The sequence below is a fragment of the Streptomyces sp. NPDC048275 genome (assembly GCF_040652275.1).
Lineage (GTDB): Bacteria > Actinomycetota > Actinomycetes > Streptomycetales > Streptomycetaceae > Streptomyces.
The window spans coordinates 112220-132877 of sequence record NZ_JBEZLR010000009.1 but is presented as its reverse complement, the minus strand read 5'-3'; the positions used below and the strand labels follow the sequence as shown (position 1 = coordinate 132877).

Genomic DNA, 20658 nt, shown 5'->3' with positions numbered 1-20658 from the left:
GATGCCAAAGCCGCCGTAAGAACGTTTGGGATTCGACCAATCCACCCCGGCGACCGCTCCGAATGGCGTGCGTCAGGCAACTGGGACATGAGGACGGACGGCATGACACCTATCTCCAGGAGTGGCGCGGGACGCAGGAGTATCGCGACCCTCGTCTGTGGTGCGCTGGCCGCCGGGGGGCTCGTAGCCGCCGGCGTGACCGCGCTGGAACCGGGGGCGGCCTCCGCCTCCAGTCACCGGGAGGCCCCGCTGATCTCGGGCACTCCCCAGTACGACAACACCGACGTGTACGCGTTCGTGAGCCCGGACAAGTCGGATTCGACGACGATCGTGGCGAACTGGATCCCCTTCGAGGAACCGGCCGGCGGACCGAACTTCTACACGTTCGCCGAGGACGCCCAGTACGACATCCACATCGACAACAACGGTGACGCGCAAGGCGACCTGATCTACCGCTACACCTTCAAGACGCACATCAAGAACGGCGACACCTTCCTCTACAACACGGGTCCGGTCGACAGCCTCGACGACCCGGATCTCAACGTCACGCAGACCTACGACATCGATCTGCTGAGGCTGCGCAAGCAGAGCATCGTCTCCAAGACCAAGGTCGCGGACGACATCCCGGTGGCGCCGTCGAACGTCGGCAAGGCGTCGATGCCGGACTACGCCAAGCTGCGCAAGCAGGCCGTCTACAAGCTCGCGGGCGACTCGAAGACGTTCGCCGGCCAGGCCGACGACCCGTTCTTCCTGGATCTGCGCGTCTTCGACCTGCTGTACGGCGGCAACCTGACCGAGGTCGGACGGGACACCCTCAAGGGCTACAACGTCAACTCGATAGCCCTCCAGGTGCCCAACCACATGATCCGGGAGTCGTCCGAGCAGCCCGTCGTCGGCATCTGGTCCACCACGCAGCGCAAGGACGCGAGCGGTTACTTCAGGCAGGTCTCGCGGCTCGGGATGCCGCTGGTCAACGAGGTCGTCAACCCGCAGAAGGACAAGGACAAGTTCAACGCGTCCTCGCCGTGGGAGGACGCCCAGTTCCTGAAGAACGTGACCAACCCGGAGCTGCCGAAGCTCATCGAGGCGATCTACAAGATCCCGGCGCCCGCCGAGCCGCGCAACGACCTGGTCGACGTGTTCCTCAAGGGCGTCAAGGGCCTCAACCAGCCGCCCCACGTCACCCCGGCGGAGGAACTGCGTCTCAACACCTCCATCAAGCCCGCCAAGCACCCCAAGCGGCTCGGTGTGCTGGACGGCGACAACGCGGGCTTCCCGAACGGGCGTCGGCTCACCGACGACGTGATCGACGCCTCGCTCCAGGTCGTCGAGGGTGAACTGCTCGGTGCCAAGAACGACTTGGGCGACGCGGTCGACAAGAACGACAAGAAGTTCCAGAAGGCCTTCCCGTACGTGGCCCTGCCGACCTCGGGTTCGCGCGGACCGCTCGCGAAGGGCACGACCAGCGGGACCGACGTCCGCAACTCGCTGGGTGACGCACTGTCGCCCGCGGGCTCGTCCGGCAGCGACACCGACACCGTCCTGATCGCGGGCTCCGCGGCGGCGGGCGCGGCCGGGGTCCTGCTGATCGGCACCGGCCTGCTCTGGTGGCGTCGGCGCATGTCCTACCGGGCCTACTGACCCGGCTCACCGACTGGCGCGGCCCGCACCCACCATCCCCCACGGCGCGGGCCGCGCCGCCCCACCCCCCACAACGAACGTTCCCCAAGGACTTTGAGGAGAGGGCATGTCCCCGCGTACGAACGAGAGCACGCCGGAGGGCGAGCCCGGCGAGCGGTCGATCGCCACGCCGGAGGGCGCCGCATCTGAGGCCGCCACGCCGGGGGCCACTACATCTGAGGCGGACGCGCCGGAGGCCACCGCATCGGAAGTCACCGCATCGGAAGCCGCCACGCCGGAGACGGCCGTCGCGCCGGCTCCGGCCCCGGGCCCGGCCTCCGACACGGTGGCGGTGGCCGACGAGCGCGCCGCCGCCGTCCGGCGGGTGTCGACGTCGGCGCGACGCTGGCGGGCGGCCCAACTCACCTTCTGCGCCGCCTCATTGGCTGTCGCGCTGACCGCCGGGGCGGTGGTCCTCGGGGCCGTCCGCGACGACTCGGGCGGTCCCGTCGCGTCCGCGGCCGCGGGCTATTCGCCCCAGCTGCTCGCCAGTGGGGATCTCGACGCGAGCATCACCTCCCTGCAGGCCCATCTCCGCGCGCAGCCGAAGGACTACGGCGGCTGGGCGACGCTCGGGCTCGCGTATGTGGAGCAGGCCCGCACCCAGGGTGACCCCTCCCGGTATCCGCAGGCGCAACAGGCGCTGGACCGGTCCCTGAAGCTGCGCCCCGACAACGACCCGGCACTCGCGGGACGCGCCGCCCTCGCCGCGGCCCGGCACGACTTCACCGACGCCCTGAAGTACGCGGACGCCGCGCTGAAGCAGAACCCGTACAGCGAGCGCGCCCTCTCCTCCCGGATCGACGCCCTCGTCGAACTCGGCCGCTACGCCGACGCGTCGAAGGCCGCCGACCTGGCCGACTCACGCCGCCCGGGCATACCGGTGTTCACGCGGTACGCCTATGTGCGCGAGCTGCGCGGGGACGTGAAGACCGCCCGGCGGGTCCTCGAACAGGCCCTCGACTCGGCGACGACCCGCGGCGACATCTCGTACGTCGCGACCGCGCTCGGTCAACTCGCCTGGAACCAGGGTGAGTACGCCGACGCTCTCACCTACTACGCGCGGGCGCTCGCCGCCGACGACGCCTACCTCCCCGCGCTCGAGGGCCGGGCTCGCACGCAGGCCGCGCAGGGCGACCGCGCGGCGGCGATCCGCAGCATGGAACTGGTCGTGGAACGCTACCCACTGCCCCAACCCCTCGTAGAACTCGGCGAGTTGTACGAAGCTCGCGGCCAGAAGGGTGACGCGCAGAAGGCCCGTGCCCAGTACGCCCTGGTGAACGCCTGGGTCTCGCTGGCCCGCGCGGGCGGCGTCAACGCCGACCTGGACACCGCGCTGGCCGCCGCCGACCACGGTGACCGTACGACCGCGCTGAAGGCGGCCCGCGCCGAGTGGGACCGCCGCCACACCGTGCACACGGCGGACGCCCTCGCCTGGGCGCTGCACGTCAACGGCCGCGACGCCGAAGCCCTCCCGTACGCCCGCAAGGCCACGGCCACCGGCTACCGCAACGCGTCCTTCCTCTACCACCGCGGCATGATCGAGCGGGCCACCGGCCACGAGAAGGAGGCCCGCACCTCACTGAAGGCTGCGCTCGACCTGAACGCGGGCTTCTCACCACTGGGCGCACGCGCTGCCCGCGAGGCGTTGGGAGCGGCCAAGTGAGGTCCCCACGCCGCCTGTTGGCCTCCTGCGCGGCCGTCTTCACCGCCGCCTGCACCCTTGTCCTGGTCCCCACCGGGTCCGCGAGCGCGCATCCGCTCGGCAACTTCACCGTCAACCGGTACGACGGCCTCGTCGCCGCCTCCGGGCAGCTGCGGGTCGAGCACGTCGAGGACCTCGCGGAGATCCCGGCCACCCAGGCGAAGCCCGACTTCGAGAAGCTGGGGATGACGGAGTGGGCCCGGCAGCGGTGCGCGACGGCCGCGCGGGACAGCGAGGTCACCGTCGGCGGGCGTGAGGTCCCGCTCTCCGTCGGCCGGAGCCAGGCGCGGCTGCGGCCCGGACAGGCCGGGCTCGACACCCTGCGCGTGGAGTGCCGGTTGACGGCCGCGCTCCCGACCGGGGACTCGGTGTCCGTGGGCTTCCGCAGTGCAGGGGCCGACCGCGGACCCGGCTGGCGCGAGATCACCGCGCGCGGCGACCGGATGACGCTCGCCGCGTCGGACGTACCGACGAAATCGGTGTCCCAGGAGCTGACCGACTACCCCAAGGCGCTGCTCTCCTCGCCCGCCGACACCGCGACCGCGTCCCTGCGGATACGCCCCGGCGGCCCCGCCCTCGTCGAGGACCGGTCGGACGCGCCCGCCGCCTCCGTACTGCCCCGTGGTGCCGACCGCTGGACCCGGGCGCTGGACGACCTGGTGGCCCGGCACGACCTCACCGTCGGCTTCGCCGCGCTGGCCCTGCTCATCGCGGTGGGCCTGGGCGCGATGCACGCGATCGCGCCCGGCCACGGCAAGACGCTGATGGCCGCGACAGCGGCGGCCCGCGGCGGCCGGGCGAAGCTGCGTGACGTCCTGCCTCTCGCCGCCTCCGTGACGGTCACCCACACCCTGGGCGTGGTCGCCCTCGGCCTCCTGGTGACGGCCGGTTCGGCGGCGGCGCCCTCGGTGATCACATGGCTGGGCATCGCGAGCGGCGTCCTGGTGATGTGCGCGGGTGCGACGCTCGTACGACGCGCGTGGCGCAACCGGGCACACGGGCACGGGCACACACACGGGCACTCGCACGGCCACTCGCACAGTCATGATCACTCCCACGGACACACGCACGCCCATGATCACGCGGACCACCCCCACGGACACACACACGACCACGATCACGCGGACCACCCCCACGACCACGCCGAACAACACGAGCGCCCCCTCGTCCTCGCGCACGCCCACGCGTCTGCGGCAACGGCAACCGCCTCGGCCGGCAAGCCCCCCGCACACCGGCCCACACACGAACACGCGCACCCCCACACCCTCGAACACACACACGGCGGCTTCACCCACACCCACGCCACCGCCCCCACGCTCCGCGGCACGATCCTGCTCGGCTTCGCCGGCGGTCTGGTGCCCAGCCCCTCCGCCGTGGTCGTCCTCGTGGGCGCCGCGGCGCTGGGAAAGGCGTGGTTCGGACTTCTGCTCGTCCTCGCGTACGGCGTCGGGCTGGCCCTGACGCTCACCGCGGCCGGGTTCGCCGTCGTCAAACTGGGCGACGGGATGACCCGGGTGCTGGACAGGCGTCCCCGGTGGTCCGGAGGCCCGACCGCGGCCCTGATCCGCAGGACCGTGCCGCTGGGATCGGCGTTGGTCGTCGTAGCCCTTGGGGTTGGATTGGTGTTCAAGGGGGCGGCATCCGCACTCGGCTGAGCTACTTTTGGGGAGAAAACGCGCGGATGCGAAGCGGATACGAATGGGGGGACACCCGTGTCCGAAGAGCCGGGCAGTGAACGTGTGATCGCGGGCCGCTACCGCCTCCTCTCGCCGTTGGGCGAGGGCGGTATGGGTACCGTGTGGCGGGCCCATGACGAGGTGCTGCACCGCGAGGTCGCCGTCAAGGAGGTCCGCGCGCCCGCCGGGCTCCCGGTGTCCGAGGTCGAGCGGATGTACGCCCGCCTGGAGCGCGAGGCCTGGGCCGCGGCCCGTGTCTCGAACCGCAACGTGGTGACGGTGTACGACGTCGCGGCCCAGGACGGCCGCCCCTGGATCGTGATGGAGTTGGTCCGCGGTGTCGCCCTGTCCGATCTCCTGGACGCCGAGGGCCCGCTGTCCCCGCAGCGTGCCGCGCACATCGGCGCCGAGGTGCTCTCCGCGCTGCGGGCCGCGCACGAGGCCGGGGTGCTGCACCGCGATGTGAAACCGGCCAACGTGCTGTTGTCGAACGAGGGCCGGGTCGTCCTCACGGACTTCGGCATCGCCATGGTCGAGGGCAGCTCCGCGCTGACCATGACCGGCGAGGTGATCGGCTCGCCCGAATTCCTCGCCCCGGAGCGGGCGCTGGGCCGCACGCCCGGACCGGAGTCCGACCTGTGGTCGCTCGGGGTGCTGCTGTACGCGGCGGTCGAGGGCAACTCGCCCTTCCGGCAGAACACCCCGCTGAGCACACTGCGGGCCATCGTCGACGAGCCGCTGCCGCCGCCCCACCGCGCGGGGCCGCTCACCCCCGTGATCGAGGGGCTGTTGATGAAGGACCCGGCGCAGCGGCTGAGCGCCGCGCAGGCGGAGTCCGATCTGCGGATCATCGGTGCGGGCGGCTCGCTGACCGCGGCTCCGCCGTCCCCTGGCGCGCAGGCGCCGACGATCTCGGCGTTCACCCAGCCCGCGCCCGCGCCGACACCGGGCTACTCGCCCTACCAGCCGACCGCCGACGCCGTACGGGTCACCGGCCCCGGCTACGGCCCCGCGCCGGAGCCGGCCCGCAATCGCCGCGCCGCAGTTGTCCTGGTCGCCGGTGTGGCCGCGCTCGCCCTCGCGCTGGCCGGACTGACGTACGCCCTGGTGAACCGTGACGACGGAGGCAGCACGGGCAGCCCCACCAGTAGCGGCAACGGGGGCCCCGACAGCGGTTCCGGTGGCGGAAATTCGACGCCGGGCAACAGCGACAGCGGAGACGGGGACGACGAGGACGACAACGGCGCGTCCGGTGGCGCCGGCCCCTCCACCACCCCGCCCAGCAGCAGTCGTACGACCACCCCGCCCGCCCAGTCCGTGCAGGTGACGGTGACCGGTGCGCACACCGAGTACTCCGGCGCCTGTCCGCCGCCGAACGCGCAGGCACCGTCCTTCACCGCGACGTTCTCGGTGGGCCGGGTCCCGGCGGAGATCGAGTACCGCTGGGTGACGAAGACGGGCCAGGTGTCGGATCCGGGCTGGAAGACCCTGTCGTTCTCGGCGAACGACGGGAGGACCGCGCAGAAGAACGTCATCGTGACGACGTACGACGCGAGTGGGACGTATCAGAACGAGATCGGGGTGGAGGTGCGCAGCCCGGTGCGGACGACGTCCAACTCCGTGCCGTTCTCGGTGACATGTGTGACGGAGACCCCGACGGACGGGGCCTCCGCTTCCACTTCGCCGTGATGCGTGGCGGCCGCAGACGCGGGGTCTGGCACGCCCACCTGCGGCGTTGTCGTCGGTTGCCGACTCCCCCACTCTCGGCTTCGCTCGAGCGGGGGGACCCCCATCGCGTCGACGCCCTCCTCCGCCTTGCAGTTGGACGCACCAGACCCCGCTCGCCGGCGCTGATCAGGCTCCGTTGCTTTCCTGCGACCTGATCCGCCGGACAGGCCCTGCACGCAATGCCGCAGCGGGTCAGGCCACGCTGCTGAAGACCGGCAGATAGCCGCCGGACTGGCCGGACGCGGTCGGGTGGTACGACTCGCCGATGTTCAGCCAGTTGAGGCTGTTCAGCCAGGAGGCGCCGGAGCAGATCTCGTGGCCGGTGAAGGTGGTCCTGACGTCGCCGAAGGTGAAGCCGTGGTCGGCGGCTCGCTTGGCGAGGGCACTGTTCAGGTAGTCGGCGGCGCCGTTGATCGCGGCGCGCTTGGTGTCGGAGAGACCGACGCAGGTCGCACCGATCTTGTAGAACCGGGGGTAGCCGATCACGACCACATGGGCGGCGGGTGCCTTCGCGCTGATCGCCGAGTAGACGGAGTCGAGTTGGCCGGGCAGCGTCGAGTCGACGTACGCCTTGGCCGTGGCGATACGGGACAGGCAGCCGCTGTCGGACTGGAGCACACAGGTCGTCATGACGTCGGCGAAGCCCGCGTCATTGCCGCCGATGCTGATGGAGACGAGGCCGGTGGAGGAGTTGAGCGGGGTCAGTTGGTTCGCCAGGACATCACCCGTACGAGCGCCCGAGCAGGCCGTGAAGCTGAATGACGAGGGTGAGTTGGCGGCGGCCCAGAGGTAGGGATACGCCTTCGTGCTGCGCTTGCAGTCGCCACTGGAGCTGATGTAGCTGCCGGTGCCGACACCCGAGGAGTAGGAGTCACCGAGGGCCACATAACCGGTAGCCGCGGCGGTCTGGGACGCCTGCGCCGTCGCGGCCCCGGTGAGGGCGACGCCGACGGCGAGGAGGAGCGAGGTCACGTATGCCGTAATTCGGGAACGTCTCATGGAACCTCCCTTTAGCAGGATCTCTGCCATAACTTTGGTACCAGCTACGCGTGTTGACAGGAAGTGTTCATGCCAAGACTGTTGGGACTTTCAAGGTGTCGCCCCAGTACGTTCACGGCATATTTCATTGCGGTTCCATGACGGGCGCATGACAGGCCGTCAACTCCCTTGAGCGGCACGCGTAGATGACCCACTCTTTACTCAGCCCTGGACGGAACACGACGCTCCAGGGCCGTGTGCGCGATGACGCGCCCACCCCCCACAGTCGTGCGCCGCACCAACTGGCGCGCCGCTGCCCAGAGGAGGACTCCCTCGCATGGCACAGCTGCGTAGCAAGAAGATCCTGATCGCCGCCATAACCGGCGTGGCGACCGCCGCGCTCGTCGGCGGACTCACCGCGCTTCCCGCCCAGGCCGCCCCGGCCGAGGGCACGGTGCTCGCCGCAGGTTCCCCCACCGCGATCAAGGACAGCTACATCATCACGCTCAAGAAGAACGCGGGCTTCAAGGCCGCGTCGAGCGTGGGCAAGAGCCTGATCAGCGAGTACGGCGGCACGGTGAAGCAGACGTTCGGCGCCGCATTGAACGGCTACACGGCAACCCTCTCCGCGGCCGAGGCCAGGAGACTGGCCGCCGACCCGTCGGTGGCCACGGTCGAGCAGAACCAGACGGTGCAGCTCAACGCCACACAGTCCAACGCCCCGTGGGGCCTGGACCGCATCGACCAGGCGGCGCTTCCGCTGTCCGGCACGTACACCTACCCGGACACCGCGGGCAGCGGAGTGACGGCGTACGTCATCGACACCGGCGTCCGCATCACGCACACCCAGATCAGCGGCCGGGCCACCAACGGCTACGACGCCGTGGACGGCGACAACGTCGCCCAGGACGGCAACGGCCACGGCACCCATGTCGCCACCACCATCGCGGGCTCGACCTACGGTGTCGCCAAGGCGGCGAAGATCGTGGCGGTACGGGTGCTGAACAACGCCGGCTCCGGCACCACCGCGGGCGTCATCGCGGGCATCAACTGGGTGACCAGCAACCACAGCGGCCCCTCCGTCGCCAACATGTCGCTCGGCGGCGGCGCGTCCACCACGCTCGACACCGCCGTGTCGAACTCCATCGCGAGCGGCGTGACCTACGCGATCGCGGCGGGCAACAGCAACGCCAACGCCTCCTCGTACTCCCCCGCCCGGGTCGCCGCGGCGATCACGGTCGGTGCCACCACCAGCACGGACGCCAGGGCCAGCTACTCCAACTACGGCGCCTCCCTGGACCTCTTCGCCCCCGGCTCCTCGATCACGGCGGGCTGGAACACCAGCGACACCGCGACAAGCACCATCTCCGGTACGTCGATGGCCACCCCGCACGTCGCGGGCGCGGCCGCCATCTACCTGGCCGGGCACACCACGGCCACCCCGGCGCAGGTCGCCACGGCCCTGGTGAACGGCGCCACCACCGGCAGGGTCACCAGCCCCGGGACGAGCTCGCCGAACCGTCTCCTGCGGATCGTCGAGTAACACGTCAACTCACCTGACATGAACGACGGTTCCCCGGAGGCAGCCGGCGCCTCCGGGGAATCCATGTTTGAAGTCGGCCGGAAGCACGCGTGAGCGCGTACCGCATCTTGACGCCCCCCAGCCCGCTGCGCGACATTGAAGCCCGGCATCCGGCGCTTCGGGGGGCAAAGTCGCCAATGCAGACCATACGTATCAAGTCACGTTCCTCAGACGGCGAGGAGCCGTCGGGACAGGATCCGGGGTGGGGTCGGCCGAGGGATCCGGGGAAGGACCTGGTCCCGCTGCTCGCGGGCGTGGCGATGACCGTCGCCCTGGTCGGTGCGGTGCTCGCACTCGCCGACGTGGACTCGTCCCTGCGGGGCCCGTTCACCCTGTTCTTCCTGCTCGCCGCACCCTCGGCCGCCATCGGGGCCGCATTGCGCGGGCTGGAACCCTTCGCCCGCACGGTGGTGTCCGTCGCGGGAGCGATCGCCGTCGACCTCCTCGTCGCCCAGGGCATGCTGGCGGTGCACCGGTGGTCGATCGGCGGCGGAATCGCGGCCGTGACCGCGATCAGCTCCCTCCTGCTCCTGCTGGTACTGGTACGGCGGCTGCGCGGCCGCACGGCGAAAAGGCAGACCTCCTGACGTGGACATCAGCGTGTACCGCCCCGGCGAGCTGAGCGCCGCCGACCGGGCGGCCTGGACGGCCTTGCAGTCGAAGGCTCATCTGAACGGCTCGCCCGAGCTGGCGAACCCCTTCCTGTCCCCCGAGTTCGCGCTCGCGGTGGGCCGCTGCAGACGCGGCGTACGGATCGCGGTCGTCCGTGAGAACGGCGAACCCGCGGCCTTCTTCCCGTTCCAGAAAACCACCACCGGCGTCGGCCGGGCCGTCGGCCTCGGCGTCTCCGACTGCCAGGGACTGGTGCACCGCCCCGGCTTCACCTGGGACGCCCAGGACCTGCTGCGGGCCTGCGGGCTCGCCCTGTGGGAGTTCGACCACCTGGTCGAAGGCCAGGCGCCGTTCGAGGCGGGAGCATCCGGCACCTTCCCGTCCCCGGTCATGGACGTCGACCAGGGATACGAGGCGTATATGGGCCAACTGCGCGCCCAGTCGCCGAAGTTCACCCGGACCACCCTCGCCAAGGAGCGCAAGCTCGGCCGGGACGCCGGCGGGTTGCGCTACGTCCACGACGAGCGCGACCCGGCGGCCCTGCGCACACTGATCGACTGGAAGTCCGCTCAGTACCGCAGGACCGGACGCAGCGACCGGTTCGCGCAGGCCTGGATCAACCACCTGGTCCAGCAGCTCTACCACACCCGCTCCGAGTCGTTCTCGGGGATCCTGTCGGTGCTGTACGCCGATGGGAAACCGGTCGCCGCGCACTTCGGGCTGCGCACCGAGCGGGTGCTGGCGTGCTGGTTCCCGGCGTACGATCCGGCGTTCGCGAAGTACTCGCCGGGCCTTGTCCTGCATTTGCGGATGGCCGAGGCGGCCGCCGCCGACGGAATTGCCTATTTGGATCTTGGGCGGGGCCACAAGGAATACAAGGACTCCCTGAAGACACGGGAACTCACCGTCTCCGAAGGGTGGGTGACGCGCCGTCACCCGGTCGCGATCGGACACCGGGCGCGGCGCGCCCCGGTCCGGGCGCTGCGCAACATGGTGGTGTCGAGGCCCGAGTTCTTCGAGCCTGCCGACAAAATTCTCAAACGGATGGGAAAGATCCGTTCGAGTCGTCAAGTAACGGCCAAACCAACAAAAACGTGAGGCCTCGTTCCAGGTCTTGCCATACACACGCAATCATCAATACCGTCGTACATCTCACCCGCATCGGCCCATCATCGAGCGGCTCTAGGGGAGGGCTCAAGGACCGCGATGGTTCCGGCGCGGGGCGCGGTAGGGGGGTGCCGTACTCGGTGACCAGACCTGTGCCGAGTCGTGCCGCGAGACCGGCTCCCATTTCCGGAGCCGGCCAGCTTTGCCAACTCACCCGGCATGCACGGAGATCGATTTCGTCATGCCGTAAGTGAGAACCCCCCTTTCGAACCGGACAAAGAGCCGGACCGCCCAGGGGCGGGCGGTCCACCGGACGAGAGGGACCAGACTCATGAGCTCAGTCCTGCGCCCAGCGATTTCGGGCGAAGATCCGCAAACGATCGGCAGGTATCGGCCGATCTCCTCTCACCTGGCCATCGCGCCGCCGGTGAGTGTCGTGATTCCCGCCATGAACGAGGCGGAGAATCTCCCGTACGTCTTCAAGACCCTTCCCCACTGGATACACGAAGTCGTTCTTGTCGACGGCAACTCCACCGACAACACCGTCGAGGTGGCCCGGGAGCTGTGGCCCGAGGTCAAGGTCGTCGAGCAGCGCGGCAAGGGCAAGGGCGACGCCCTGATCACCGGGTTCGAGGCGTGCACCGGCGACATCATCGTGATGGTCGACGCGGACGGCTCGGCGGACGGCAACGAGATCGTGTCGTACGTGTCCGCGCTGGTGTCCGGGGCCGACTTCGCCAAGGGGTCGCGGTTCGCCAACGGCGGCGGCACCTCCGACATGACGCCCATCCGCAAGCTCGGCAACAGAGTGCTGTGCGCCGCCGTCAACGCCAAGTTCGGCGCCCGCTACACCGACCTCTGCTACGGCTACAACGCGTTCTGGCGGCACTGCCTGGACCAGATCGACCTCGACTGCACCGGCTTCGAGGTCGAGACCGTGATGAACATCCGGGTGGTCAAGGCCGGGCTCAAGGTCCAGGAGATCCCGAGCCACGAGTATCTGCGGATCCACGGCACGAGCAATCTGCGCGCCGTGCGGGACGGGTTGCGGGTGCTCAAGGTGATCCTCAAGGAGCGCTCCAACCGGCGCGCGCTGCGCCGCACGCCGCACGCCGCTCAGCTCGACTCGCGGCGAGGAGAGGTGTCTTGAGCGAGCCGGACATCGCGCGCATCTCGGTGGTCGTCTGCGTCTACACCGAGGACCGCTGGGAGGACATCCTCTCTGCGGTCTCCTCGGTGCGGGCGCAGTCGCTGCCCGCCCTGGAGACGCTCCTCGTCGTGGACCACAACGCCACGCTGCTCGAGCGACTGAGCAGGGAGTACAAAGAAGCCGAGGATGTGCGGGTGCTCGCCAACGCGGGCCCCCGCGGTCTGTCCGCGGGCCGCAACACCGGGATCGCCACCGCACGCGGCGAGATCATCGCGTTCCTCGACGACGACGCCGTGGCCGAGCGGGACTGGCTGCGGCACTTCGCCGCGGGGTACGCGGACCCGCGCGTCATGGCCGTCGGCGGCCGTACGATGCCGATCTGGGCGTCGGGCCGCCGCCCGGCCTGGTTCCCCGAGGAGTTCGACTGGGTGGTGGGCTGCACGTACAAGGGGCTGCCGCCGGGCCGCGTCCAGGTCCGCAACGTCCTCGGCGGCAACGCCTCGTTCCGCCGTACGGCATTCGCCGCGGCGGGCGGCTTCGCGACGGGCATCGGGCGCGACGGCGACAAGCGTCCGCTGGGCTGCGAGGAGACGGAGCTGTGCATCCGCCTCACCCGTGCCCGGCCGGACGCGATCCTGCTGATCGACGACCGGGCCGTCATCCACCACCGGGTACCAAAGCCGCGCGAGCACTTCGCGTACTTCCGCACGCGCACCTACGCCGAGGGCCTGTCCAAGGCCCTGGTGGCCCGAAGTGTGGGCTCCGACAAGGGGCTCGAGTCCGAACGCCGTTACACCACCCGTGTGTTGCCCGCCGGAGTGGCCCGCGGCCTGCGCGACGCCCTGCTGGCCCGCCCGGGCGGTGCGGGTCGCGCCGGCGCCATCGTCGCCGGCGTGCTGGCGGCGGCGGGTGGGTACGTACTCGGCACCGTCCGGACCCGCAGGGGCGGCGCCGCGTTCTCCGTGGTGGAGCTCGCAGAGAACACCGAGCACGCCGAGAGCACAGAGAACGCCGAGAGCACGGTGAACACGGAGATCGACGACGGTCCCGAACGCGAGGGGGCGGCAGCATGAGAACAAGACCCGCGCCGACCGCGCCGCACTTGGGGGGTGTGGTCGTATGAGCACCGCTGCCGTTCCCATCCTCATGTATCACTCGATCGCCACCGCGCCCAACGACGCGACGCGTGAGCTGTCCGTCGCGCCCGAGGCGTTCGCCGAACAGTTGGAGTTGCTCGGAGACCTGGGATTCACTCCGGTCAACACATCAGATCTGGGGGCCAGTTGGCGCTCCGGCGGCCCGCTGCCCGAGCGTCCCGTGCTCATCACCTTCGACGACGGCTACGAGGGCGTGCACCGGCACGGACTGCCCGTGCTCGCCAAGCACGGCTTCGCGTCCACGCTGTTCGTCTCGACGGGCTGGCTGCGCGGCACGTACGACACCGGGAGCAGTCTCGACACCATGCTGGACTGGGACCAGGTGCGCCAACTCGCCGACGAGCAGGTGGAGATCGGCGGACACAGCCATACCCACCCGCAGCTGGACCAGCTCGACGACGACGCACTCCGGTTCGAGGTGCTGCGCTGCCGGGAGATCATCGCCGACGAACTGGAAGTCCGCCCCGCCTCGTTCGCGTACCCGTACGGCTACTCCAGCCGCCGGGTGCGCCACACGGTGCGCGAGGCGGGCTTCGCCCAGTCCCTCGCCGTCGGCAACGCCCTGGCCCGCCGCCGTCAGGGCCCGTACGCCCTGCAACGCGTCACCGTGCGCCGCAGCACTGGTATCGAGGAGTTCGAGCGGCTGGTCGAGGGCCGCGCGATCGCCCGCAACTTCGCCCGGGACCGCGCCCTCACCAAGGGATACGCCATGGTCCGAAGAGCACGACAGGTCCGCCGGAAGGCCATCCGTTCCCGTGTCTGACACGACGACCACAGCCCAGGCTTCATCGCCCACGACCGACGCGCCCGAGCAGCGGTCCGGGCGCCGCCTCCGCCTGCCCGGCAGAGGCCGCAAGAACGCCAGCGGAGGCAACCAACTGTTCCGCAACGCCTACGCCCTGATGCTCAACACCGGCATCTCCGCGGTGCTCGGGCTCGGCTACTGGCTGGTCGCCGCCCGCTACTACACCGAATCGGCGGTCGGCCAGGGCTCCGCCGCCATCGCCGCGATGAAGCTGCTGGCCGGTCTGACCGCGGTGACGCTGACGGGCGCCCTGGCCCGCTTCATCCCCGTCGCCGGCCGCGCCACGGGACGCCTCATCTTCCGTACGTATGCGGGCAGTTCAGTGATCGTGGCGCTGGCCGCGGGCGTCTTCCTGCTCACCCTGAGCATGTGGGGACCCTCGTACCGCTTCCTGAACAGCCCGCTGACCGGCCTCGGCTTCGTGCTCGCGGTCGTCGCCTGGTCGCTGCTGACGCTGCAGGACGGTGTGCTGACCGGGCTGCGCAGCGCGCTGTGGGTGCCGGTGGGCAACACCGTGTTCTCCGCGGTGAAGCTGGTGCTGCTCGTCGTGCTCGCCGCCGCGATCCCCACGACGGGCGTCTTCGTCTCCTGGGTCGCCGCGATCGCCGTGTCGGTCGTGCCGCTCGGGCTGCTGGTCTTCCGGCGACTGGCTCCCCGGCATGTGAAGGCGACCGACGAGCATGCCAAGCCGCCCTCGTTCAAGGAGATCGGCCGCTTCCTCGCGGGCGACTACACCGGCTCCCTCTTCTCGCTCGCCGTGGTCTACCTGGTCCCGGTGATCGTCGCCTCGCAGGTCAGCTCCACCGACAACGCCTACTTCTACATCACCACGACGATAGGCGGCACGGTCAATCTGCTCGCCATCAACATGGGCGCCTCACTGACCGTCGAGGGCTCGCACGACCCGGCGCGGCTCGCCTCGAACACCCGGGCCGCGCTGAAGCGGATGGCCCGGATCATGCTGCCGGTGTCCGGGCTGCTGTTCCTCGGCGCGCCGTTCATCCTGCGGGTCTTCGGCGACGGATACGCGGACGCGGCCACGCCGCTGCTGCGCTGGTTCGCGGTCGGCGCGCTGCTGCGGGTCGTCATGGAGACGTACTTCGCGGTGCTGCGCGCCCAGAGCCGCACCTCCGGACTCGCCTATCTGCAGGGTCTGTTGTGCGCCCTCGTGCTCGGCCTGACGGTGATCCTGCTGCCCCGCATGGGCCTGACCGGTGCGGGCGTCGCCGAGATCTCCAGCCTCGCGGTGATCGTGGCCATCGCCGCGCCCAAGCTGTACAGGATCCTGCGGACCGCGCCGCCCGCCGAACTGCCGCAGGGCGCCGCGCCGGACGGGGACCTCGCCGACCTCGGGGCGCGCGACGTGCCCGCGTCCAAGCCGCGCGAGCCGAAGCGCGGCCCCGCCTGGGCCCTGGACTCCGACACCCTCGCCCTGGGCGTCCACGTCGACTTCGACCACCAGGAACGCAGGCCGGACGTACGCCCGGGGCCGGGCACCCCGCCGACCGGCACCCCCAAGGCACGCCCGGACCACCGCCCGACCTGGGCACTACGCCCGCCCGTGGGCCTCCCGGTAGAGGCACGGGAGCCAGGATCGGAAGCCTCCCTGGGCCCGTCCGAGCCCCCGGAGATAGACGCTCCCTTCGAGACGGGCGATCAGGGCAGCGCCCCATCGGAGGCGCGGGGCGTGACATCGAGCGGCTCCGCCGCGTGGGCGCAACCAGTCACACCCGACCCGGGCCCGACCAACAAACCGTCCAAACCCGGCGTCATCCTGGCCTGCCTACTGATCTCCGCCCTACTCCTCTACTGGGTCCCGGCCCTCGACCTCAACGACGCCTCCCTCGCCCACATGGGCGGCCTCGGCCTCATCTCGGTCCTCCCGCTGCCCACCCTCGTCGGCGCCGCCCTGCTGATCACGGTCTTCGCCTCGCTGCTGTGGATGAACCGCGAGCACAAGGGACTCCTGCTCATCACCCTGCTCGCCACCGTGGTCTCGCTGCACGCGCTCCCCGCGGTGATCGAGACCGAGCCACGGTTCGCGACGGCCTGGCAGCACCTCGGGTTCCTGGACTACATCGACCGCACCGGATCCGCCGTACCCGACCTGGACGCCCGCTGGAGCTGGCCGGGCTTCTTCGCGGCGGCCGCGTTCGTCGCGAAGGCCTGCGGTGTCACCGACCTCACCGAGGTGATCCGCTGGTGGCCGCTGACCATGCAACTCCTCTACCTGGCGCCGATGTTCCTGCTCGTACGATCGATGCGGGCGAGCTGGCGCGCCAAGTGGACCGGCATCTGGATCTTCGTCCTGAGCGGCTGGGTCGGCCAGGACTACTTCTCGCCGCAGGGCTTCACCTATCTCCTCTATCTCGCCTTCGTGGCGATCCTGCTGGTCTGGTTCCGGGCGCCACGCGTGCTGTGGGCGAAGGTGCGCCCCGGCGAGGCGGAGGTCGAGCCGACCGACCGACGGCAGCGGGCCGTGCTCCTCATGGTCCTGATCGGACTGTTCGCGGCGACCGTCCCGGCGCACCAGCTCACCCCGTTCATGATGCTGGGCGTCCTCACGCTCCTCGTCCTCGTCGGCCGCTCCGAACTGCGCGGCCTGCCCATCCTGTTCGCCGTCCTGGCCTGCGTGTGGATCGGCTTCATGGCCGAACCGTACTGGTCGGGACACTTCAACGAACTCTTCGGCGGGGTCGGCGGCGTGGGCAGCAATGTGTCGACCTCCGTCTCCGGCCGTATCGAGGGTGGCAGTTCGACCCACAAACTCGTCCTCTACGCGCGCGTGCTGCTGGCCGGTGGAGTGATGGCCTTCGCCTGCTACGGCTGGTGGCGCCGACGCGACCACAAGTACCGCGAGCGCTCCCTGCTCGTCCTCACCTTCGTGCCGTTCCTCGGCTTCGGTATGCAGTCGTACGGCGGCGAGATGGCCCTGCGCGTCTTCATGTTCGCCCTGCCGGGCGCGGCGCTGCTCGCCGGCCTCGCCTTCTTCCCGCGCACCGGCGTCACCGCGAAGGAACGGGAGAAGGACCGGCTGAGCCTGGCCCCGGTCGCCGCCCTCATGGTGGGACTGCTCCTCATGGGCGGCTTCCTGGTGGCCCGTTGGGGCAACGAGTCCTTCGAGCGGATCCGGCCGGACGAGGTCGCGGCCATGAACTACGTGTACGCGCACGACGATCCGACCGTACGGCTGCTGTGGCTCAGCAACGACACGGTCAACAACGTGACGCCCGCGATGCCGTGGGGCACCCGGGACATGGAGAAGGTGGAGTACCTGCCGACTCTGGCACCGACCGACCCGGTGCTGGTGTCGGGTCTGGTCAAGTCCCTCAAGGACGCCGGGCCGAACTCGTACCTGATGATCAACCGCAGCCAGGTGATCTATCTCCAGCTGGACGTGGGCTATTCGGCCAGCTGGGAGTCGCGGCTCATCCGCAACCTCGACGACCGGCAGGACCTGAAGAAGGTCCTCGTCAACGACGACGTGACGATGTACACGCTGCGCACCCAGCCCGAGGGCAGGGTCCCGAAGGCCGATCCGGGGCCGATCGGACCCCAGATCACCTGGACGCCGTGGTCGGTGGTCGGCGCTCTGGCGGCCGTGGCGCTCATCGTGCTGCTGACCGCGCGAGAGGTCGTACGGGTCGCGGTGCGGCCCGGCGTACGGCAGCTGCGGTGGCTGCAGAGCAGCTTCTGGTTCGCGCTGCCGCTGCTGGCGGTGCTGCTGGCTTCGCTGGTGCAGCGGTTCTTGACGATGAAGTAGTACCTACGCACGTCCACGCGGTTGCTGAAGTGGCTCACCGTCTCATCGGGTGAGCCACTTCACGTCGTACGCCTTCATGTCGAACCTCTTGCCGTCCACCTCCGCGCTGATGGAGCGGTCCAGGGTGTTCACGACAAGGACGGTCCGGTCGGTGGCCAGGACTCGGACGTCGGGCGCGTCGTCCGGGGCGACGGACACCGTCTTGTAGGTGGTGCCGGGCAGGAACTCCGTACTGAAGCGCGAGAGGAGATCGAACATGGGCAGGGCCGTGCCCCCGCCGGCGCCGGCGGTCGGCGTCCACAGGCAGCCAGGGCAGTCGGAGCCCTTCTCCTTCTCCGGGTTCCAGTAGAAGCCGGAGGTGGCGCCGCCGCGGGCCATCGCGATCAGTCCGGCGGCCTGGACGGCGACGCGGTGGGTCTCGGACCAGCCCTTGCGCTCGTCGTTGCCGTCGGCCGGCTCGACGTAGTACTCGGCCCACCACAGCGGCAGGTCGTGGGTCCGCGCGCGCACCCACTCTCCGACGGCCGTGAACTTGTCGGTGGCCGCGAACTCGTCGGGCAGCAGGTCGTCGTCCTTGGTATAGCTGGAGCCGTCGACCACGACGAAGTCGGCACCCGCCTTGTGCGTGTTCCAGTAGTCGAAGGCGTCGAGAACCCGCTGGTCCATGGCGCCCCAGGTGCCCTTCACGGTCGTGGACGCGTCATGCTGCTGGCGCGGGTCGACGCTGTCCATGACGAGGTACGGCCCGCCGACCATGATGTCCTCGTTGACCTTCTTCAGCGCCTTGTACACCAGGTTGTAGAGCTTGGTGTAGCCCTCGTAGTCCCAGCGGGCCTCAGCGTCGTTCCAAAAGCCCTTGAACTCGTTCCAGACAATGAAGTGGCGGACATCCGGGTAGCGCTTGGCGACGGTCGCGGCGAGCGCGGCGAAGTCCTTGAAGTGGGCGGGGTCCGGGGCGGTCTCCAGCGCGGCCTGGCTCCAGTTCGTGTTGTCCGCGCCGGACTTGCCGCCCTTCATCCAGTCCGGGGAGCAGCACAGGGTGACGACCGGGGTGCCGCCGGACCTGCGGACGAAGTCGACGCGGCTGTCCATCTCGGAGAAGTCGTAACGCCCCTCGGACGGCTCGGGATTGCCGGCGCCCCAGCCCATGATGTGCTGGATCTGTGGCAACGACTGCTGCTCCAGCAGCCCCTGGACCCGCTCGGTGGCGGTGTCGTTGCCGGTGTCGGCGCTGAACTGGGTGTGGGTGAAACCCCAGCCCACCTCCGGTTCCGGCGTTTCGGGCGGGGTGATGGGCGTGCCGTGCACCTTGTCCCCGTCGCGGGTCGTGCCCGCGGTGCTCCCGCCGTCCGAGGGCAGGGTGTTGAGCAGGGTCACCAAGAGGGCCAGCGCGGCCGCGCTCACGCCGAGCAGCGCGGTGAGCCGCCACCGCCGTGCCCCCGAATTCCACCCATGACGTCCCATCAAGGGCAACAGTAACGGCGGGGATCGGCCGTGGAACAGACTTTGTCGACGTACAGGCCGGTAACGGGACCGGCCGTCGACCAACACGCCGGGCACACCCAGGAAACCGGGTGCACGCCGCGCCCGCGTGACCGATCATGGCGACATGTCTGCGAACCCACACGACGCTCTGCCGATCCGGCTCAACGTCGACGACAGCGACTCACCGTCGGACGTCGTCGACGCGCTGTTCCTCGGCCGCTTCGCGACGGGCGAGCAGCCGCACTCGCACGCGGCGAACATCGACCGCGTGCGGTCCGGGGCCACCCTGCTCCCGCCGGGCGCCCGCGTGCTGCGCTCGGCCCGCGACGACGACCGCAGCGCGACGCTCGCGGAGGGCGACGGCTGGACGCTGCTGGTGTCCCGCTGGAACCGGGGAGCCGACGTCACGGTCACCGCGACCACCGCCGAACTGGCCGCGAAGATCATCGACCAGGCCACGGACGGCGCGGCCGACGAGCCCGAACCTCAGCCGGAGAACGTGACGATGGGGTTCTGGTACGTGTCCCCGCGCCGGGGCCCGCACCGCACCACCCGCCAGATTTCGGCGGGCACGTGGGAAGAGGTGCGGGCGAACTACACCGCGCCGGTGGCGGACGCGATGGACCACCTGATGAAGACGACCCCGGAGGACATCGCGGGCCGGCTGCTCCTGCTGCACGGCCCGCCCGGCACGGGCAAGACGTCCGCGCTGCGGACCCTGGCCCGCTCCTGGCGCGACTGGTGCCAGGTGGACTGCGTCCTCGACCCGGAGCGGCTCTTCTCCGACGTCGGCTATCTGATGGACATCGCGATCGGCGAGGAGGACGGCACGGGGAAGGGCCGCTGGCGGCTGCTCCTGCTGGAGGACTGCGACGAACTCATCCGCGGCGAGGCCAAGCACACCGCGGGGCAGGCGCTCTCGCGTCTGCTCAATCTCACGGACGGGCTGCTGGGCCAGGGCCGCAATGTCCTCGTGGGCGTCACCACGAACGAGGACCTGGAGCGCCTCCACCCCGCGGTGGTCCGCCCCGGCCGCTGCCTCGCCCGCATCGAGGTCGGGCCCCTGACCCGCGGCGAGGCGGTGAGCTGGCTGGGCACGGAGGAGGGCGTCCCCCGCGACGGCGCGACCTTGGCGGAGCTGTACGCACTCCGCCGGGGAACCACTCCGACGTCGGTACCCGATCAGCGGGAGGGCGCGGACGCGGGGCTGTACCTGTAGGGCCTGTCCGG

Annotated in this window: 14 protein-coding genes; 12 read left to right on the top strand and 2 right to left on the bottom strand. The window is 70.2% G+C overall.

What is annotated here, in order from left to right:
• The first annotated feature begins 102 nt into the window (after positions 1–102).
• The 4 genes from AB0D57_RS08630 (at position 103) to AB0D57_RS08615 (ending at position 6750) form a co-directional block, all read left to right on the top strand.
• Complete coding sequence (locus AB0D57_RS08630; protein WP_362068865.1) at positions 103–1641, top strand: DUF4331 domain-containing protein; 1539 nt, start codon at positions 103–105, stop codon at positions 1639–1641.
• A gap of 106 nt (positions 1642–1747) precedes the next feature.
• Positions 1748–3346: a tetratricopeptide repeat protein gene (locus tag AB0D57_RS08625; RefSeq protein ID WP_362068862.1), complete on the top strand. Its 1599-nt coding sequence runs from the start codon at positions 1748–1750 to the stop codon at positions 3344–3346.
• Positions 3343–5040 carry a sulfite exporter TauE/SafE family protein gene (locus tag AB0D57_RS08620; RefSeq protein WP_362068859.1) on the top strand — a complete coding sequence of 566 codons (1698 nt, stop codon included), beginning with the start codon at positions 3343–3345 and terminating at the stop codon, positions 5038–5040. Before AB0D57_RS08625 ends, AB0D57_RS08620 begins: the two co-directional genes overlap by 4 nt.
• Before the next feature lie 57 nt (positions 5041–5097).
• Entirely contained in the window at positions 5098–6750 is a 1653-nt protein-coding gene (locus tag AB0D57_RS08615) for a protein kinase (protein WP_362068856.1), read from the top strand.
• Positions 6751–6981: 231 nt separating this feature from the next.
• Here the strand turns inward: AB0D57_RS08615 and AB0D57_RS08610 are convergent, their stop codons facing one another.
• On the bottom strand, positions 6982–7788 hold the full coding sequence (locus tag AB0D57_RS08610; protein WP_362068853.1) for an SGNH/GDSL hydrolase family protein: 807 nt from the start codon (positions 7786–7788) through the stop codon (positions 6982–6984).
• A 316-nt stretch (positions 7789–8104) separates the two neighbouring features.
• Here AB0D57_RS08610 and AB0D57_RS08605 point away from each other — a divergent pair, with 316 nt between their 5' ends.
• From AB0D57_RS08605 to AB0D57_RS08575, 7 genes are all read left to right on the top strand, one after another.
• The gene (locus tag AB0D57_RS08605; protein ID WP_362068850.1) at positions 8105–9310 is read left to right on the top strand and encodes a S8 family peptidase; all 1206 of its coding nucleotides are present in this window, start codon (positions 8105–8107) and stop codon (positions 9308–9310) included.
• Between the two features lie 176 nt (positions 9311–9486).
• Positions 9487–9936, top strand: a complete 450-nt coding sequence (locus AB0D57_RS08600; protein WP_362068847.1) for a hypothetical protein — start codon at positions 9487–9489, stop codon at positions 9934–9936.
• 1 nt (position 9937) lies between these two features.
• Positions 9938–11059, top strand: coding sequence for a GNAT family N-acetyltransferase (locus AB0D57_RS08595; protein WP_362068844.1), 1122 nt, complete (start codon positions 9938–9940; stop codon positions 11057–11059).
• Between the two features lie 340 nt (positions 11060–11399).
• The gene (locus AB0D57_RS08590) at positions 11400–12218 is read left to right on the top strand and encodes a glycosyltransferase family 2 protein (RefSeq protein WP_362068841.1); all 819 of its coding nucleotides are present in this window, start codon (positions 11400–11402) and stop codon (positions 12216–12218) included.
• On the top strand, positions 12215–13291 hold the full coding sequence (locus AB0D57_RS08585) for a glycosyltransferase family 2 protein (protein WP_362068837.1): 1077 nt from the start codon (positions 12215–12217) through the stop codon (positions 13289–13291). Before AB0D57_RS08590 ends, AB0D57_RS08585 begins: the two co-directional genes overlap by 4 nt.
• 46 nt (positions 13292–13337) lie before the next feature.
• Entirely contained in the window at positions 13338–14138 is an 801-nt protein-coding gene (locus AB0D57_RS08580; protein WP_362068834.1) for a polysaccharide deacetylase family protein, read from the top strand.
• Positions 14131–17943, top strand: coding sequence for a lipopolysaccharide biosynthesis protein (locus AB0D57_RS08575; RefSeq protein ID WP_362068831.1), 3813 nt, complete (start codon positions 14131–14133; stop codon positions 17941–17943). Before AB0D57_RS08580 ends, AB0D57_RS08575 begins: the two co-directional genes overlap by 8 nt.
• Before the next feature lie 42 nt (positions 17944–17985).
• Here AB0D57_RS08575 and AB0D57_RS08570 read toward each other — a convergent pair whose 3' ends face one another.
• Entirely contained in the window at positions 17986–19407 is a 1422-nt protein-coding gene (locus AB0D57_RS08570; protein WP_362068828.1) for a xylan 1,4-beta-xylosidase, read from the bottom strand.
• 145 nt (positions 19408–19552) lie between these two features.
• Between AB0D57_RS08570 and AB0D57_RS08565 the strand changes: the two genes are divergently transcribed.
• Positions 19553–20647: a DUF5925 domain-containing protein gene (locus AB0D57_RS08565; protein ID WP_362068825.1), complete on the top strand. Its 1095-nt coding sequence runs from the start codon at positions 19553–19555 to the stop codon at positions 20645–20647.
• The last annotated feature ends 11 nt before the right edge of the window (positions 20648–20658 follow it).

Bases quoted from the DNA above. Each gene is read 5' to 3' on its own strand.
- AB0D57_RS08630 (WP_362068865.1), top strand. From the start codon at position 103: ATGACACCTATCTCCAGGAGTGGCGCGGGACGCAGGAGTATCGCGACC.
- AB0D57_RS08605 (WP_362068850.1), top strand. From the start codon at position 8,105: ATGGCACAGCTGCGTAGCAAGAAGATCCTGATCGCCGCCATAACCGGC.
- AB0D57_RS08610 (WP_362068853.1), bottom strand. From the start codon at position 7,788: ATGAGACGTTCCCGAATTACGGCATACGTGACCTCGCTCCTCCTCGCC.
- AB0D57_RS08570 (WP_362068828.1), bottom strand. From the start codon at position 19,407: ATGGGACGTCATGGGTGGAATTCGGGGGCACGGCGGTGGCGGCTCACC.
- AB0D57_RS08580 (WP_362068834.1), top strand. From the start codon at position 13,338: ATGAGCACCGCTGCCGTTCCCATCCTCATGTATCACTCGATCGCCACC.
- AB0D57_RS08565 (WP_362068825.1), top strand. From the start codon at position 19,553: ATGTCTGCGAACCCACACGACGCTCTGCCGATCCGGCTCAACGTCGAC.
- AB0D57_RS08590 (WP_362068841.1), top strand. From the start codon at position 11,400: ATGAGCTCAGTCCTGCGCCCAGCGATTTCGGGCGAAGATCCGCAAACG.
- AB0D57_RS08600 (WP_362068847.1), top strand. From the start codon at position 9,487: ATGCAGACCATACGTATCAAGTCACGTTCCTCAGACGGCGAGGAGCCG.
- AB0D57_RS08625 (WP_362068862.1), top strand. From the start codon at position 1,748: ATGTCCCCGCGTACGAACGAGAGCACGCCGGAGGGCGAGCCCGGCGAG.